Source organism: Pseudomonas fluorescens, from assembly GCF_001623525.1.
GTDB classification, from domain to species: domain Bacteria; phylum Pseudomonadota; class Gammaproteobacteria; order Pseudomonadales; family Pseudomonadaceae; genus Aquipseudomonas; species Aquipseudomonas fluorescens_Q.
On sequence record NZ_CP015225.1, the window covers coordinates 4439900 to 4456115 of the forward strand.

Sequence of the window (16216 nt, forward strand, 5' to 3'; positions counted from 1 at the left end):
ACCCCCGGTATTTATTGGGTCTGGCCTGGTGTTTCATCGGTGAAACACTCACTTTGTGACAGCGTCGTGCATTTCGTCGGAATTGAACCGCTACCGGCTGATGGGGCGCTCTGGCACGCCGATAAAAAGAAACAGCGCAAAGGAACGCGCTATGGCAAATTGACAGCCCGTCCTGACCCGTCCCTCCGCGGTAGTGTTATTAATGACCAGAAACATGAAATTCAGCCATAAAATCCTGTTGGCTGCCGCCCTCGTGGTGGCCGTTGCATTCGCCTGTTTCATCCTGTTCAACGACTATCGTCAACGCCAGAGCTTGAACGCCAGCACCGAAACCTCCATGCAGGAACTCGGCAGCCTGACCAGTCGCAACATCCAGACGTGGGTCGACGGTCGCATCCAGTTGCTGCAATCGCTGGCCCAGCAGATTGCAGCGGACGGCAGCAGTGCCGACAGCCTCAAGCGCGCAGTTGGCTTGCCGGCCTACACCAGCAATTTCCAGCTCAGTTATTTTGGTGGCACCGACGGCGTGATGTTTTCGGTACCGGCCGGCAATCGCGCTGCCGATTACGACCCGCGCGCCCGTGGCTGGTACAAGGCCGCCAACAGCGCACAGCAAACCATCGTCACCGAACCCTACATCGCCGCCTCGTCGGGCAAGCTGGTGATCACCGTCGCCACCCCGGTGCAGCACCAGAACCAGATGATCGGCGTGGCCGGTGCGGACATCGACCTGTCCAGCGTCAGCGCCATCATCAATTCGCTGAACTTCGGCGGCCACGGCCACGCGTTCATCGTCAGTGCCGACGGCAAGATCCTGATCCACCCCGACAGCAAGCGCGTGCTCAAGACCCTGGCCGAGGCCTACCCTAACGGCGCGCCTCAAATCAGCCCGGGCGTGAAAGAAGTCGACCTCGACGGCAAAACCCAATTCATCTCCTTCACCCACGTCAACGGCGTGCCGGGAGCCGACTGGTACGTGGCGCTGGTGCTCGACAAGGACACCGCGCTGGCGATGCTCAGTGAGTTCCGTACTTCGGCGCTGATCGCCATGGTCATCGCCGTGGTGTTCATCATCGCCTTGCTCGGCATGTTGATCCGCGTGCTGATGCAACCGCTGCTGACCATGGGCCGCGCCATGCACGACATCGCCGAAGGCGAAGGCGACCTGACCCGGCGTCTGGTCATCCACGGCCACGATGAATTCGGCGCGCTGGGGACTTCATTCAACCGCTTTGTCGAACGCATTCATACCTCGATCCGTGAAGTGGCCTCGGCCACCGGCCAGGTCAACGAAGTAGCCCTGCGCGTGGTCAGCGCGTCCAACTCGTCGATGTTCAACTCCGACCAGCAGGCTTCACGCACCAGCAGCGTAGCCGCTGCCATCAACCAGCTCGGTGCCGCCGCCCAGGAAATCGCCCAGAACGCCGCCCTCGCCTCGCAGCATTCCAGCGATGCGCGCAGCCTGGCTGAAGATGGCCAACAAGTGGTGGATAAAACCATCGCGGCCATGCAGCAGTTGTCGGCCAAGATCAGCGATTCGTGCGGCAACATCGAAACCTTGAACAGCAACACGGTGAACATCGGCCAGATTCTTGAGGTGATCACCAGTATTTCCCAGCAGACCAACCTGCTCGCCCTCAACGCCGCCATCGAAGCGGCCCGTGCCGGTGAAGCCGGGCGCGGCTTCGCGGTGGTCGCCGATGAAGTGCGCAACCTGGCCCACCGCACACAGGATTCGGCGCAGCAAGTGCAGAAGATGATCGAAGAACTGCAAGTGGGCGCCCGGGAAGCGGTGCTGACCATGACCGACAGCCAGCGCCAGAGCGAAAGCAGCGTCGGCATCGCCAACCAGGCCGGCGAACGCCTGGGCAGCGTGACCCAGCGTATTGGTGAAATCGACGGCATGAACCAATCCGTGGCCACCGCCACCGAAGAACAGACCGCCGTGGTGGAGTCGATCAACGTCGACATCACCGAGATCAACACCCTGAACCAGGAAGGCGTGGAAAACCTGCAAGCCACCTTGCGCGCCTGTGCCGATCTTGAGCAGCAGGCGGCGCGGTTGAAGCAGTTGGTGGGTAGTTTCCGGATCTAGTGCCTGGACTGCCCCCGTCGCGAGCAAGCTCGCTCCCACATTAATGATTGCGAACGGGGTCAAATGTGGGAGCGAGCTTGCTCGCGATAGCGGCGTCAGCTACACCGAAAGAATCAGAACCTGGACCCAGGCCTGTTCAAAAATTCCATTTCCTCAGCCGTGGACTCGCGCCCCAACACCGCATTGCGATGGGGAAACCGTCCAAACCGCGCAATGATCTTCTGGTGCCGCTCGGCATAATCCAGGTTGTCTTCAAACACCGCCCGCTGCGCCTCCGGTTGCTCTCGAACCAGGTCGATGAAGCGCGACACGGCCTCGTTCTGTACCGCAAGGTTTTCGCAGTGTTCAAGCACGAGGTAGATGAATACGCGCTGGATCGGTTTGAGTTGCCGGTCGAAACCTGCTGCCATGCCCTGGGCTACCAGCGCTTGGGCACGCAGGTCACCGGAGAAGGCTTTGGGGGTGTCGCGAAAGATCATTCGCGGGAGTTGGTCGAGGAGCAGCACCAGGGCCAGCCAACCTTCCGGGCGTTGCGCCCAGTCGGACAATTCGCCAGCCAGTGCCAGCTCGACCAGATCGCCGAAGCGCTCGTTGGCCTGGCGATCATGGCGTTTGCCGAACCACAGCTTGCCTCTGTCAGCCGATATTTCGTCCGGTGTCTTGGCTGAACCAAACCACCAATCGAGCAACGGCTGCCAGGGCTCGGCCATGATTTATTCCTTGTGGTAGGCCGTAACGCGCGCCACTTCTTCCTTCGAACCGAGGAACACCGCCACGCGCTGGTGCAGGCCTTCGGGCTTGATATCAAGGATGCGCTGGTGGCCGTCGGTGGAAGCGCCGCCCGCCTGTTCCACCAGGAACGACATCGGGTTGGCTTCGTACATCAGGCGCAGTTTGCCCGGCTTGGACGGCTCACGGCTGTCGCGCGGATACATGAACAGACCGCCACGGGTCAGGATACGGTGCACATCGGCCACCATCGCGGCGACCCAGCGCATGTTGTAGTTCTTCTTCAGCGGGCCTTCTTCGCCTGCCAGCAATTCTTCGACGTAGCGTTTTACCGGAGCTTCCCAGTGACGCTGGTTGGACATGTTGATGGCGAATTCCTGGGTGGTTTCAGGAATGGTGATGTCTTCGTGGGTCAATACGAAGCTGCCCATCTCGCGGTCCAGGGTGAAGCCTTTGACGCCGTCGCCCAGGGTCAGCACCAGCATGGTCTGAGGGCCATAGATGGCATAACCGGCGGCAACCTGTTCGGTGCCTGGCTGCAGGAAGGCCTTTTCATTCAAGGCTTCGTTCTGGCTCAGGTATTCGTTCGGGCAACGCAGTACCGAGAAGATGGTGCCAACCGGTGCGTTGATGTCGATGTTCGACGAACCGTCCAGTGGGTCGAACACCAGCAGGTAGGCACCCTTGGGGTATTTGCCCGGGATCTGGTAGGCATTGTCCATTTCCTCGGACGCCATGCCGGCCAGGTGACCGCCCCATTCGTTGGCTTCGAGGAGGATTTCGTTGGACAGCACGTCGAGCTTCTTCTGCACTTCGCCCTGCACGTTTTCGGTGCCCATGCTGCCCAGGACACCACCCAGCGCGCCTTTGGAGACGGCGTGGCTGATTTCCTTGCACGCACGCGCCACCACTTCGATCAAAAAGCGCAGATCGGCAGGGGTGTTGTTGCTGCGGGTCTGCTCAATCAAATAGCGACTCAAGGTAACGCGGGACATGGACGGCTCCGAAGAATAGGGGACGGAAAAACCAGCGCAGTTTAGCGCGAGTCGGGACTTAATTCCTCCTATGAGACGGGGAATGGCGGATTGAGTTCACGGGGTGGCGGCTCGCTTGTGGATTTTGGGTCGCTGGGAGACCGAATCGCGAGCAAGCTCGCTCCCACAGTTTGACCGAGTTGTTTCGACGAACGCGGCCTACTGTGGGAGCGAGCTTGCTCGCGATGAATTCACCTCAACCCTTGACCGGTGGCTTGCGCAGCAAGCTGAACGCCATCGCCGCGAGGAACAGTACGCTCAGCAGCAGCACCGCCCACAAGCCGATTTTCTTCCAGTTGGTCCCGACCGTCGCAGGCGTGGCTGCCGTGGCCGCAACCGGGGTTGACGTGGCCGCGCCGTTCACGGTCGCCGTACCCAGCGTCGCCAGGCGCGACGGTTTGTAATCGGGCACCAGCGTGGTCAAGGGCAAGCTGGCCGCTTTCACTGTCGCGCTGCCCAGGGCCAGGCGGTAAGGCCCTTCGCCGCGCGCCAGGAACACCACCTGCGTCGGACGCACGGCAAAGCGCAGGGCCGGGGCTTCGCTACCCAGGCCACCGCCACGCTCGTCCACGGTCAATTTCAATTGCTGCACGGTCTGGCCGGACAGTTGCAATTGGTTTTGCAGCACATCCTGGCCGTTCTGGGTCAGGCGATAGAGCAAGCCACTGCCCAGCGGTTGCCACGGATGGCTGCTTTCACGGCGACCGGCCAGGGTCACCGGCGCCAGGCTGTTGGCCTGGCTCAGCTCGACCTGCACCTGCTCGATGTTCAGCCCCATGGGCAACTGCCAGGTGTATTCACCGGCCTTCGTGATGCTGCCGGCCAACGGCTGCGACCAGGCCAGCGGCAACGGCAGGCTTTCGCGGCTGGCGCTTTGCAACTGGGCCGCGGTCAGGATCGGCGCGGAGGATGGCGAATCCCACAACAATCGCAGGTAACGCGCCGATTGCCCCGGCAAGCTCACTTCATGCTGCTCGACTCGCTCATCGGCAAAGGTCAAGCGCGCCACCTGGCCTTCACCCCACGACTGCCAGTGTTGCAAGTCATCACTGGCTTCGATGGTGAACCGCTGGAAGCCGTCGCGCTCACTGGTCCAGTCGAGGACCAACTGCTGCAACGGCGCCTTGATCGCACTGGCATCCAACAACCAGCCACGCAGCTCCTCCTCCCCAGCTTCGAGCCGGCTGGAGGGTTGGACTTCCACCAAGGTGCCGTTGGCGTTCGATTGCACCCGCACACTGGGCGCGCGTTCATTGTCATCGGCGGCGTTGTACAGCGGGAACCACTTCACGTCGGTGAGGGTGCGGTTTTCCCGGCTCTGGGCCGACTCACGGACCAAGGCGTAGGCCTGGGCCTGACCGGCCGCGTTGAAGACCCGCAGATCGCTCAGGTCGGTCTGCCGCGCCTGCAACTGCACGTCCAACGGCAACGGCAAGCGATACCACGGCCCCTCGCCGCTCAAGGCCAATGGCACCTGATGGGCGAAATCCGCCGGTTGCTCCTGGGCCACGGCCGACAATGCCGCCCATAACCCCACCACGCCCAGCCCGATCCGACTCAACTTGCGACTCAAGACGACACTCCCTCACTGACAGGCATAGGCGGCTCATCCTGGGCGACCGTCTCCGGGCGCTTGGGTGGCAGCGGCGCAAAATAGCCCACTACCAGCAGCAACACGCCTACACCGATAAACGAAACAATCCGCGCCAGACCGCCACGGTTACTCAATTCGACAAAGAACAGCTTGGCCACGACCACGGCGATCAACGCAGCACCGATCAGCCACACTTCACGGCGATGGCGCAGATGCCCACCGATCATCAGCCCCAGGGCGATCAGGGTCCAGACAATGGACAACCCGGCCTGCACGAACATCGACTCGAGCAGCGCGTCCAGCGCGTATGGCACCCCCATCCACTGGTGGGCCGTGCGCATCACCAGGGCGGTGAAGAACGCGAACAGCGACACACCGGCGATCAACTGGGCGATGTGCCCGACGCGATTCCAGCCATTCGTCGATTGTTCCACGGCGTTGCGAGCCCACACATAGATACCGAACAAGGCGAACAGCAGGCCCAGCTCCAAGGGGTTGAGCAACGGCACATAAGGCAGTGGCTCTGAGTTGCCATCGCTGAAGGTGTTGGTCAGCCAGAACCAACCGAGCATCAACAGCGCCATGGGTGCCGCCGCGTAGACCCGATATTCCCGTGGTTGTGCCGAAACCGGCCATGGCAGGGTACGCGGCGTGGCCATCAGCACCAGGTAAAGGCCTGGCAGGATCGCCCAGCCCAGCCAGCGCCAAGCGTTGTACTGCTCGGACAGCAATAGCAGACCGTAACGCAACTCCAGCATCAACACCGCCATCAGCAACCAGCAACCGAGCACATGGGCCGTACTGCGCGCCGGGGCCGGCAGCATCGGTGCCAGGCGCTTGAGCGAGAGGAAGTGCACGGCAAATACCGCCAGCCAGGCCAGCCAGCCGAAATTCGCGGCCGGATGATAGTGGCTGTGCCACGTCGCCACCAGCACGCAGCCCGCCGCCGGAATCAGCAAGGTGCACAGCAGCCCCAGCGCCGGCCATTTCAACCGCAGCGACAAAAGGCTCCACACCACCACGCTGATGGCCGCGACCAACAACAGCAAGCTGCCTTGCAGGTTCTCCGGGGCAAAACGCAGCACTTCGCTGACCCACGCCAGCGCCCACCAACCCGCGCCCCAGATCAGCAACAGCTCGGACAGGCGCTGCAAGCTCAAGGCGTCCAGCTCCTGCGCCGCGTGCGCCCGTTGCAGGCGCCATGCGCCCACCAGCGCTGCCAGCCCCAGGACCAGCGGCGTCCAGAACCCGCTATGGGCCAGCGGTCGCAGTCCCTCGGCGTTGAGCGGCCCCAACAGTGCTGGCCCCGCCATCAGGAACGACGCACCGCCGAGCAGTTGCAGCAGCAGACCGAAGACAAAGCTCACGCGCTGCTTCAGGTACAGGCTCAGCCAGATGATCAACAGCCCGCTGGCCGCCCACACACCACTCGCGGTTTGCCAGGGCAGGACGAACAGCACCGCGAGGTTGATCAGCACCAGCCCCGCCAGCAGCACCACCGACAAGCCGCGCAGCAACCGGACATCGTTGCGCACCATATCGTCGCGCGCCGCCAGCAACATGCCGCCGATCAACGCCAGACCGATCAGAGAAGCACTGAGCAAACCGCTCCAGCCCGCGCTGAACACCGCCGCCGAATCGCCCTCGGCACCTTGCAAGCGCAACAGGAACAGGGCTCCGCCGAGCAATTGCACCGCGAACGCCGTGAACAGGAAACTGCGCGATTGCAGGCGCAGGCCGACAAACAACGTCGCCAATCCGGCCAAGGCCCAGGCGATGGCCGTGCCGTGAGTGAAGAAGAACAACGGTGCCAGCAGATAGAGGAAACTCAAGCCCAGCACTGCCAGCACCGGCAGGCCTTGGCGCTCCCAAGCCGCCGTGTGTTCAGGGGCTGCCTTGCGCAGTTGGTAGAACGTGAACAACAAAGCGCCGCCGAGCATCAACGCCCCCAACGGTGAGCCGTCGAGCAGGCTGCTTTCGCCAGATCGCAATTCGCTGAGGAAGGCCAGCGCCGAACCCAATTGCAGCAACAAAGCAAAGGCTCGTGCGAAAGGTCGTTGCTGACGCAGGCCCAGCCAGAAGATCCCCGCACCCTCCACGGCCCACGCAGCGGCGGTCCAGCGGGCGTCGAGCCCCAAGGGAATCGCCAGGCTGGAAAAAATCACCCCCAGGGCCAGGCAGGTTTCCGCCAGCAACAAGGCGCGGCCGCCCATCAATAGCCGCGCCAGGCCCATGTAGATCATGCCCAGGGCCAGGGCGCTGAAGGCAGCGGCGAACTCCAGGTGCTGCACCAACGGGAACTGCAAGCCGAAGCCCACCAGCGGCGGGGCGAACAGCATGGTGCCGTCGACGTAATCGCCCTTGCGCGCCGACCAGCGCAACAACGCGTCGCGGCTGCCCTCTTCGGGGGCGTCGTTCATTTCCAGCAGCTTGCGCCGGGTGAACAGCAAGCCAATCACCAGGTAGATAAGGAAGAACAGAATCAGGAACGGCTCGGTACTCCAGAGCAGTTCCGGTGTGTAGGAACGCATGCCCCAGGCGAAACCGATACCGAAGGTGCCGACAAAGCCGATCAGGTTGAGCAGGCGCCAGGCCTTGAACCAGGCAATCGCGAGGATGCCGGCATTGAGCAGGATGAAATAGCTGAACAGGGCAACGTGGTTGCCACTGCCGGTGGAAGTCAGGATCGGCGCGGCAAACCCGCCCAGCGCCGCAGCCGCGGCCAGGCCCAGGGCGTTCTGGGTAATCGCCAGGATTGCCGAGAACACCGTCACCGCGACCAGCAAGCCCAGGGCCGCCTTGGAGTCGAGCAACGGATGCAGGCGCATGGCCGCGAACACCGTCAGGTACAGCACCGCGATGCCAGTCCCCTGGAGCATAAGCGCATAGTTACTGTTGCGTTGGCGCAACCACCAGCCCAGGCCCAACAGGCCCAACGCACTGGCCGCGACGCCGGCGTAACGCAACTCGATCGGCACCACCATGCCTTCGGTGGCATAGCGCAGCAAAAACGCCAGGCCGAGGAACAACAGCACCACGCCGACCCGCAGTACCGTGTTGCCGCCGAACAGCCAGTTGCGCGCGCCGATGATGGCGCGGTCGAACAGATTCGGACCACGCGGGGCCGCCGGCTCCGCAATCACTGGTTCCAGAGGCAAAGGGGCAAAATCACGCTCGGCACGTCGACTGGACGTCTCTGGTGCGGGCTTCCAAATGTCATCGGGCAACGGCTGGCTGGCCTGGGTGACCATAGCGGGTGCGGGTTCGAGGTCTGACGGTAGTTCCCAGACGAGCTCCGGTTCGGTGCGCGTCGCGGGCTTCGCGGCCTGGGGCGCGACAACCTCGGGCACAGGGGCCGGATCACTCGGTTCGGCCACCTTGCCGCGTTCGAGTACCGCCAGGCGTGCCTCCAACGTGAGCAAGCTCTGCTGGGCCTCTTGCAACAAGATCTGTTGCTTGGCCGCCTGGACACCCAGGCGCCCCAATCGAAACGCCTGGGCGATGCCAAGCCCCACCAAGGCGCCTATCAGCGCATCGGCGAACGACTCGTCCACCACCCAGCCGATTGCCAGGCCCAACAGCGTCAAGATCCATTGCATGGTCGATATCCCTAAGCGGCCCGTTGCGGGCGTAACCGGGGTGATGCGGTGCCTGGATCAGTCTAGTGGAAACCCCCAAACCCTGTGGGAGCGAGCTTGCTCGCGATAGCGACATGACAGACACCTCAAGGTTGACTGATACACCGCTATCGCGAGCAAGCTCGCTCCCACATTGGATTGTTGGCACTTCCAGTGCTGAGCCCGGCTACATAGCCCGGCGAAACTGGCGCCTAGTATATCGACGAAGCCCAACCGCCGTTGGGCTTCGCTCACATTTCTGACAGCAAATGCTACTCCAGGGCTTTCCAGATGTCGGTGGCGTACTCACGAATGGTCCGGTCCGATGAAAACCAGCCCATGCGCGCGGTGTTGAGCACCGCCGAACGCCACCATTGCTTGGAGTCGTGCCAACGCTCTTCGACCTTGGCCTGGGCGTTCCAGTACGAGTCGAAGTCGGCGCAGACCAGGAAGCGGTCGTAATCGATCAATGAGTCCACGAGCCCGGCGTAGCGCATCGGATCATCCGGCGAAAACACTCCGCCGCGAATCGCCTGCAGCACGTCGTTGAGCCGATGGGACGCGGCGATGTCCGGCGCGGCGCTGAACTCACCGTTTTGCTTGCGGGCCTCCACCTGCTCGGCGGTCAGGCCGAAGATGAACATGTGCTCACCGCCGACGCGCTCATGCATCTCCACGTTGGCGCCGTCCATGGTACCGATGGTCAGTGCGCCGTTGAGGCCGAACTTCATGTTGCTGGTGCCCGACGCTTCGAAACCGGCCGTGGAGATCTGCTCCGACAGGTCCGCCGCCGGAATGATGCTTTCGGCCAGGCTGACGTTGTAGTTGGGCAGGAACACCACTTTGAGCAAGCCGCGCACGGTCGGGTCGTTGTTGACCACCCGGGCGATGTCGTTGGTCAGCTTGATGATCAGCTTGGCCTGGTGGTAACTGGCAGCGGCCTTGCCGGCGAAGATCTTCACCCGCGGCACCCAGTCCACCTCCGGCTCGGCGCGAATCGCCTGGTACAGCGCCACAGTGTGCATCAAGTTGAGCAACTGGCGCTTGTACTCGTGGATCCGCTTGACCTGCACGTCGAACATCGCCGCCGGGTTCACAGCGATGCCCAGGCGCTCGTGGATCAGATAAGCCAGGGCCTTCTTGCTGTGCAGGCGCTGCTCGGCGAACAGCTTGCGAAACGCTGGCTTGTCGGCAAACGGCTCCAGTTCGATCAGGCGTTCCTCGGGATTGTCGAGCACGCTCGGGCCGAGGGCATCGACCATCATCGAGGTCAATTCGGCGTTGGCCTGGAACAGCCAGCGGCGGAAGGTGATGCCGTTGGTCTTGTTGTTGATCCGCTCCGGATAGAGTTTGTGCAGCTCGGAAAACACCGTGCTGCGCATCAACTGGGTATGCAACCCGGACACGCCGTTGACGCTGTGGGAACCGAGGAACGCCAGGTTGCCCATGCGCACCCGGCGGCCATTGTCCTCTTCGATCAGCGAAACCGAACGCAGCACATCGAAATCGTGCACGCCCTTGGCCCGCAGTGAATCGATGTGCTGGGCGTTGATCAGGTAGATGATCTGCATGTGCCGGGGCAACATGCGCTCCATCAGCCCCACCGGCCAGGTTTCCAGGGCTTCGGGCAGCAACGTGTGGTTGGTGTAGGACAGCGTGTCCTGGGTGATCTGCCAGGCCGCATCCCACGCCACGTCGTAGACGTCCACCAGTTGCCGCATCAGTTCGGCCACGGCAATGGATGGGTGAGTGTCGTTGAGCTGGATCGCCGCGTGATCGCCCAGGGTCAGCACCGAGGTGTGCATGTTGCGATGGCGACGCAGCAGGTCCTGCAGCGAGGCGGCCACAAAGAAGTATTCCTGGCGCAGACGCAGTTCCTGGCCAGCCTCGGTGCTGTCGGCCGGGTACAGCACGCGGGAAATACTTTCGGCCCGGGCCACTTCGGCTACCGCGCCCAAGTGGTCGCCGGCGTTGAAGCGTTCCAGGTGCAAGTCTTCCACAGCGCGGGCGCGCCACAGGCGCAGGGTATTGACGCTGGCACCGCGCCAGCCCACCACCGGCGTGTCGTAGGCAATGGCCCGCACGGTTTCGGCCGGGGACCAGACTTGCCGGGTCTTGCCGGCCTCATCGGTCACGGTTTCGACGCTGCCGCCAAAACCGATCGGGTAGACCACCTCCGGGCGCTCGAACTCCCAAGGGTTGCCGAAATCCAGCCAATGCTCGGTCTGCTCCTGCTGCCAGCCGTCAACGATGGCCTGACGGAACAGGCCGTGCTCATAACGGATGCCGTAGCCATGGCCGGCAATACCCAGGGTCGACATGCTTTCCATGAAGCACGCCGCCAGGCGGCCAAGGCCACCGTTGCCCAATGCTGCATCCGGCTCGAGCAGACGAATGCGCTCCAGGTCCACACCCAGCTCGGTCAGCGCCTCGCGCGCCGTGTCCAGCAGGCCGAGGTTGCTCAGGCTGTCGTAGAGCAAGCGACCGATGAGGAATTCCAGGGAGAGGTAATAGACGCGCTTCTGGCCCTTGCGGTAGATCTGTCGCGTGTGGTCCATCCAGTGATCGACCATGTGGTCGCGGGCGGCGAGGGCGATGGCTTCGAACCAATCGTGATCAAACGCATGATCCGGGTCCTTGCCGACGGCATAAGTGAGTTTGGTCAACACGGCGTCGCGAAATGCGGCAACTTCAGCTTCGCGAACAAGTGGTTCTTGAGTCATTGATAAGACCTCGAACGAGCATGGAATTGTCTGAGCCTAGACGGTCTGACAGACGGTACAGGCTCTTGGTTCGGTGGATTTCCCCGAGTGTCGGAGAATCGCCGCCATGGAATTGCCGGATGGTCGAATGAATGCAGGGGCCGTGCCGATCCGGGCGGGTTTGGCCGGGATGAAAAAAAACTGGCGGATGGTCGTTCAAAATTTCACCAGTCCCGGTATGATCGCGCGCCCTGATGCATGCTGGTAAACCGTGATGATGAAGCCCAACCTGATCGCCGCCGCGGAGATCGACCGACTCGATACCTGGGCCAAATACTCCGCCCCGATGTGCGGTTCCTGCGTGTCGAGCTGCTGCACGCTACCGGTGGAGGTCAAGATCAAGGACCTGATCCGCATCGGCATCGTCGATGAGTTCGAACTGGGCGACCCGCCGAAGAACATCGCCAAGCGCCTGCAAAAGGAAGGGATCGTCGAGCGCTACAACCAGAAGTCGGAAATCTTCACGCTCCAGCGCATGAGCAACAACGATTGCCTTTATCTGGACCGCAAGAGCCGGCTGTGCACCATTTATGAGAAGCGCCCGGACACTTGCCGCAACCATCCGCGGGTCGGGCCACGGCCGGGGTACTGTGCCTACAAGCCCAAGGAAGTGGAGCGCGAGCGCAATCCGCGGACGTTGGATAAGTTCTGATCTATTGGTAATTCAGCGGTGCCTGAGCCGGCCCTATCGCGAGCTTGCTCGCGATAGGGCCCTGACAGCCGCCACATAACTTCCAGGCATAAAAAAACGCCCCCGATCTAACGACCGGGGGCGTTTTTTTAGCTGCTAACTAAGTCGAAACTCAGTTGCCGCTTTTCTTGGCAGCGCGGGTACGCTCGCTTTCGCCCAGGATCTTCTTGCGAAGACGGATGGACTTCGGCGTCACTTCGCACAGTTCGTCTTCCTGCACGAACTCCAGCGCTTGCTCCAGGGTGAACTTGACCGGCGGAACCAGGGCGATGGTTTCGTCCTTGCCCGAAGCACGCATGTTGTCGAGCTTCTTGCCTTTGGTTGGGTTCACGCCCAGGTCGTTGTCGCGGCTGTTCAGGCCGACGATTTGACCTTCGTAGATATCCTGGCCGTGCTCGACAAACAGCTTGCCGCGCGCTTGCAGGGTTTCCAGCGAGTAGGTCAGTGCCTTGCCGGTCGCAACCGATACCAGCACGCCGTTCTGACGGCCGGACATGTCACCGGACTTCATCACGTCGTAACGATCGAAGATCGAAGTCAGGATGCCGCCACCGGAGGTCAGGGTCAGGAACTCGTTACGGAAACCGATCAGGCCACGAGCCGGGATGTTGTACTCAAGGCGCACACGGCCCTTGCCATCCGGAACCATGTTGGTCAGGTCGCCTTTACGCAGGCCCATTTGCTCCATGATCGCGCCCTGGGATTCTTCCGGCAGGTCGATGGTCACGTTTTCGTACGGTTCGTGCTTGACGCCATCAACCATGCGGATGATCACTTCAGGACGGCCCACGCCCATTTCGAAGCCTTCGCGACGCATGGTTTCGATCAGTACCGAGAGGTGCAGCTCACCACGGCCGGAGACCTTGAACTTGTCAGCCGAGTCGCCTTCTTCAACGCGCAGTGCAACGTTGTAGAGCAGCTCTTTGTCCAGGCGTTCCTTGATGTTACGGCTGGTCACGAACTTGCCTTCTTTACCGCAGAATGGCGAGTCGTTGACCTGGAAGGTCATGGAGACGGTAGGCTCGTCGACGGTCAACGGCTTCATCGCTTCGACGTTCAGTGGGTCGCACAGGGTGTCGGAGATGAACAGTTGCTCGAAGCCGCTGATGCAGACGATGTCACCGGCCGCAGCTTCTTCAACGTCGATGCGGTGCAGGCCGTGGTGACCCATCAGCTTCAGGATACGACCGTTGCGCTTCTTGCCGTCGGCGTCGATGGCAACCACCGGGGTGTTCGGCTTGATGCGACCACGGGCGATACGGCCAACACCGATCACACCCAGGAAGCTGTTGTAGTCCAGTGCCGAGATCTGCATCTGGAACGGACCGTCACGGTCGACTTTCGGCGCTGGTACGTCGTCGACGATCGACTGGTACAGCGGGGTCATGTCTTCAGCCATGTTGGTGTGGTCCAGACCGGCAATACCGTTCAGGGCCGAGGCGTAGACGACTTTGAAGTCCAGCTGTTCTTCGGTGGCACCCAGGTTGTCGAACAGGTCGAAGATCTGGTCCAGAACCCAGTCCGGACGCGCGCCTGGACGGTCAACCTTGTTGATCACCACGATCGGACGCAGGCCAGCTTCGAAAGCCTTCTTGGTCACGAAACGGGTTTGCGGCATAGGGCCGTCCTGGGCGTCAACCAGCAGCAGCACGGAGTCGACCATCGACATCACGCGCTCTACTTCACCACCGAAGTCGGCGTGGCCCGGGGTGTCCACGATGTTGATGTGGTAGCCATTCCAGTTGATGGCGGTGTTTTTCGCCAGGATGGTAATACCGCGCTCTTTTTCCTGGTCGTTGGAGTCCATCACGCGCTCGTCGTTGAGCTCGTTGCGCTCCAGGGTGCCGGATTGACGCAAGAGTTTGTCTACCAGGGTGGTCTTACCATGGTCAACGTGAGCAATGATGGCGATGTTGCGTAGATTTTCGATCACTTGTGTATCTCGATCAGAGGATTCGGTGTGCTGACAGGTCGTGGCAGCGATTTACGTTGAGTCCGACAAGGCCGTTACAGCCTGTCGGCGGCGTCGGGGGGCCGGTGACGCAGGCCACAGGCAAACAGCCCCGGGCACTTAGCTCGGTCGATAAACGCGCACATTGGCATGCCCCTCACTGAGCAAATGGTGGGCATGCAGGCGACTCATCACGCCTTTGTCGCAATACAGCAGGTACTGGCGAGTAGGGTCCAGTTCCTTGAAACGCGCGTTCACGGCATAGAACGGCATCGTTTTTACCTCGATGCCGGCGATCTCCAGCGGGTCGTCTTCAGCATCGTCCGGGTGACGGATGTCGATGATGATCTGACCGGCCAGCGCTTCGCCGACTTCTTCAATCTGAATGTCCTGGCCCAACTCATCGATGACTCGATCGATCGGCACCAGCCTGGCGTTTTCGAGCGCACGCTCGAGCACCGCCATGTCGAATTCTTTCTCTTCGTGCTCCACCCGCCCGCGCTTGGCCGCCGTCTTCGGATTGACCGAGATGACGCCGCAGTACTCCGGCATGTGCCGGGCAAACTCGGCGGTGCCGATTTCATTGGCCTGGTCGATGATGTCCTGCTTGTGGCTGGCGATCAGTGGACGCAAGACCAGTTTCTCGGTCACGCAGTCGATCACCGACAGGTTCGGCAACGTCTGGCTCGACACCTGGGAAATCGCCTCGCCGGTCACCAGCGCATCGATCTGCAGGCGATCGGCAATTCGAGAAGCGGCGCGCAACATCATACGCTTCAAAATGACGCCCATATGACTGTTATCGACTTTGCCGAGAATCTCGCCCAGGACTTCTTCGAATGGCACGCTCACAAATAACACGCGTTGGGAGCTGCCGTACTTCTTCCAGATGAAGTGCGCCACTTCCATCACGCCCAGTTCGTGGGCACGTCCGCCGAGGTTGAAGAAGCAGAAATGGCTCATCAACCCGCGACGCATGATCTGGTAGGCGGCCACCGTGGAGTCGAAACCGCCGGACATCAGCACCAGGGTCTGCTCCAGCGAACCCAGCGGATAACCGCCGATGCTGTTGTGCTGGCTGTGGATCACGAACAGCCGTTGGTCGCGAATTTCGATGCGCACTTCGATCTGCGGATCTTTCAGCGAAATACCGGCCGCGCCGCACTGTCGGCGCAACTGGCTGCCGACGTACTTCTCCACATCCATCGAACTGAACGGGTGCTTGCCGGCACGCTTGCAGCGCACCGAAAAAATCTTGCCGGCCAGGGCATCACCATAATGGAGCATGCACTTGGCAAGGATGTCGTCGAAATCCCCCAGCGGGTATTCATCGACTTGCAGGAAATGCGCGATGCCCGGCATGCAGCTCAGGCGCTCGGTCATTTCCTTCAGGACCTTGGGTTCGCTGACACGGGTTTCCAGCTCGAGGTTGTCCCACACGCCATTCACCACCACGGCCGGGTCCAGGTCTCGGAGCACGGCACGGATGTTCTTGGCCAACTGGCGGATGAAACGCATCCGTACCGGGCGGCTCTTGATGGTGATCTCGGGGAAGACTTTTACGATTAGTTTCATGAAAACAGCGCGCGAACGGCCAGCCGAAAAAGGGGGGCGCGGATTATAGCGGAAATTGCTCAAGGTTTAACCAGTTTATGTGCAGATGGTTTTACATGCACCAAAACAGGTCATTATCGATTGACGACGCCACATTGCAGTGCGTTATTGTCTGACAATCTTTGATTT

At 61.5% G+C, this 16216-nt stretch carries 10 protein-coding genes; 3 read left to right on the forward strand and 7 right to left on the reverse strand.

The genetic code is table 11. The annotated features are described in order from the left end of the window. Window positions 1-202 precede the first annotated feature (202 nt). Window positions 203-2095 (forward strand): methyl-accepting chemotaxis protein, encoded by a 1893-nt coding sequence (locus TK06_RS19055; RefSeq protein ID WP_203417387.1) that lies wholly within the window; start codon window positions 203-205, stop codon window positions 2093-2095. A 113-nt stretch (window positions 2096-2208) separates the two neighbouring features. Here the strand turns inward: TK06_RS19055 and TK06_RS19060 are convergent, their stop codons facing one another. The 5 genes from TK06_RS19060 to TK06_RS19080 all read right to left on the reverse strand — a co-directional run bounded on the left by TK06_RS19060 (window position 2209) and on the right by TK06_RS19080 (window position 11792). Beyond that, window positions 2209-2805 (reverse strand): DUF924 family protein, encoded by a 597-nt coding sequence (locus TK06_RS19060; RefSeq protein WP_063323347.1) that lies wholly within the window; start codon window positions 2803-2805, stop codon window positions 2209-2211. A 3-nt stretch (window positions 2806-2808) separates the two neighbouring features. Next, complete coding sequence (locus tag TK06_RS19065) at window positions 2809-3819, reverse strand: class 1 fructose-bisphosphatase (RefSeq protein ID WP_063323348.1); 1011 nt, start codon at window positions 3817-3819, stop codon at window positions 2809-2811. Window positions 3820-4054: 235 nt separating this feature from the next. Continuing rightward, entirely contained in the window at window positions 4055-5431 is a 1377-nt protein-coding gene (locus TK06_RS19070) for a DUF3999 domain-containing protein (RefSeq protein ID WP_063323349.1), read from the reverse strand. Next, window positions 5428-9051, reverse strand: a complete 3624-nt coding sequence (locus TK06_RS19075; protein ID WP_063323350.1) for a DUF2339 domain-containing protein — start codon at window positions 9049-9051, stop codon at window positions 5428-5430. Before TK06_RS19075 ends, TK06_RS19070 begins: the two co-directional genes overlap by 4 nt. 290 nt (window positions 9052-9341) lie before the next feature. After that, window positions 9342-11792 carry a glycogen/starch/alpha-glucan phosphorylase gene (locus tag TK06_RS19080; RefSeq protein ID WP_063323351.1) on the reverse strand — a complete coding sequence of 817 codons (2451 nt, stop codon included), beginning with the start codon at window positions 11790-11792 and terminating at the stop codon, window positions 9342-9344. A 106-nt stretch (window positions 11793-11898) separates the two neighbouring features. On the opposite strand from TK06_RS19080, the gene TK06_RS32590 reads away from it, so the two are divergent. After that, on the forward strand, window positions 11899-12039 hold the full coding sequence (locus TK06_RS32590) for a hypothetical protein (protein WP_155767778.1): 141 nt from the start codon (window positions 11899-11901) through the stop codon (window positions 12037-12039). Between the two features lie 6 nt (window positions 12040-12045). Then, window positions 12046-12483: a YkgJ family cysteine cluster protein gene (locus TK06_RS19085; protein ID WP_003196865.1), complete on the forward strand. Its 438-nt coding sequence runs from the start codon at window positions 12046-12048 to the stop codon at window positions 12481-12483. Between the two features lie 151 nt (window positions 12484-12634). On the opposite strand, the gene typA is transcribed toward TK06_RS19085, so the two are convergent. After that, window positions 12635-14455 carry a translational GTPase TypA gene (gene typA / locus TK06_RS19090; RefSeq protein WP_047226918.1) on the reverse strand — a complete coding sequence of 607 codons (1821 nt, stop codon included), beginning with the start codon at window positions 14453-14455 and terminating at the stop codon, window positions 12635-12637. Between the two features lie 138 nt (window positions 14456-14593). Further along, window positions 14594-16048 (reverse strand): tRNA uracil 4-sulfurtransferase ThiI, encoded by a 1455-nt coding sequence (thiI, locus tag TK06_RS19095; RefSeq protein WP_063323352.1) that lies wholly within the window; start codon window positions 16046-16048, stop codon window positions 14594-14596. Between the last annotated feature and the right edge of the window lie 168 nt (window positions 16049-16216).

What these genes read in the sequence shown, in the direction of transcription:
- thiI (WP_063323352.1), bottom strand. Translation starts at nt 16,048, where the DNA reads ATGAAACTAATCGTAAAAGTCTTCCCCGAGATCACCATCAAGAGCCGC.
- TK06_RS19065 (WP_063323348.1), bottom strand. Translation starts at nt 3,819, where the DNA reads ATGTCCCGCGTTACCTTGAGTCGCTATTTGATTGAGCAGACCCGCAGC.
- TK06_RS19080 (WP_063323351.1), bottom strand. Translation starts at nt 11,792, where the DNA reads ATGACTCAAGAACCACTTGTTCGCGAAGCTGAAGTTGCCGCATTTCGC.
- TK06_RS19055 (WP_203417387.1), top strand. Translation starts at nt 203, where the DNA reads ATGACCAGAAACATGAAATTCAGCCATAAAATCCTGTTGGCTGCCGCC.
- TK06_RS32590 (WP_155767778.1), top strand. Translation starts at nt 11,899, where the DNA reads ATGGAATTGCCGGATGGTCGAATGAATGCAGGGGCCGTGCCGATCCGG.
- TK06_RS19060 (WP_063323347.1), bottom strand. Translation starts at nt 2,805, where the DNA reads ATGGCCGAGCCCTGGCAGCCGTTGCTCGATTGGTGGTTTGGTTCAGCC.
- TK06_RS19085 (WP_003196865.1), top strand. Translation starts at nt 12,046, where the DNA reads ATGATGAAGCCCAACCTGATCGCCGCCGCGGAGATCGACCGACTCGAT.
- TK06_RS19075 (WP_063323350.1), bottom strand. Translation starts at nt 9,051, where the DNA reads ATGCAATGGATCTTGACGCTGTTGGGCCTGGCAATCGGCTGGGTGGTG.